Source organism: Carboxylicivirga sp. M1479, from assembly GCF_007097485.1.
GTDB lineage: Bacteria > Bacteroidota > Bacteroidia > Bacteroidales > Marinilabiliaceae > Carboxylicivirga.
In genome coordinates this window covers 1-574 of record NZ_VKDE01000092.1, presented here as the reverse complement: position 1 = coordinate 574, position 574 = coordinate 1, and the positions used below count along the sequence as shown (strand labels likewise).

Annotated in this window: 1 protein-coding gene; it reads left to right on the top strand. The window is 41.6% G+C overall.

Translation table 11 applies throughout. From position 1 onward, the window contains the following. Positions 1–574: sulfatase-like hydrolase/transferase (locus FNN09_RS20910; RefSeq protein ID WP_143304433.1), on the top strand; the 574-nt coding region annotated here is incomplete at both ends.

Genomic DNA, 574 nt, shown 5'->3' with positions numbered 1-574 from the left:
ACGAAACCCCCAACCTGGATGCCTTAGCTGCAGAAGGTATGATCTTCACCAATGCCTATGCCTCAGCTTCGAATTGTGCGCCAAGCCGTGCCAATATGATGAGCGGACAATGGCCGCAGCGTCATGGAATTTATACGGTAGGTTCTTCTGAAAGAGGAAAAAGCTCTACCCGTAAGTTAATACCTGTAAAAAATAATCAATATATCCCACAGGATAATATTCTAATTCCTGAAGTTCTTAAAAAAGCAGGATACCTTACATGTCACTCCGGTAAATGGCATTTAAATGACGACCCTAAAACAAAAGGCTTTGATGTTAATATCGGAGGTAATCATTCCGGTGGTCCTGGTAGTTACTATCCTCCTTATAAGCGTGTACCGTCACTAACAGCGCCAAGCGACGATTATTACCTTACTAACCTTATAATGGATAAAACACTGGATTTTCTTAACTCCGTTAAAGACCAAGCGTTTTTCCTTTACTATTCACCCTATGCGGTACACACCCCTATTCAACCTTATAAAGAGCTGCTGGCTAAATACGAAAACAAGCCGGAATGGAATGGACAGAATAA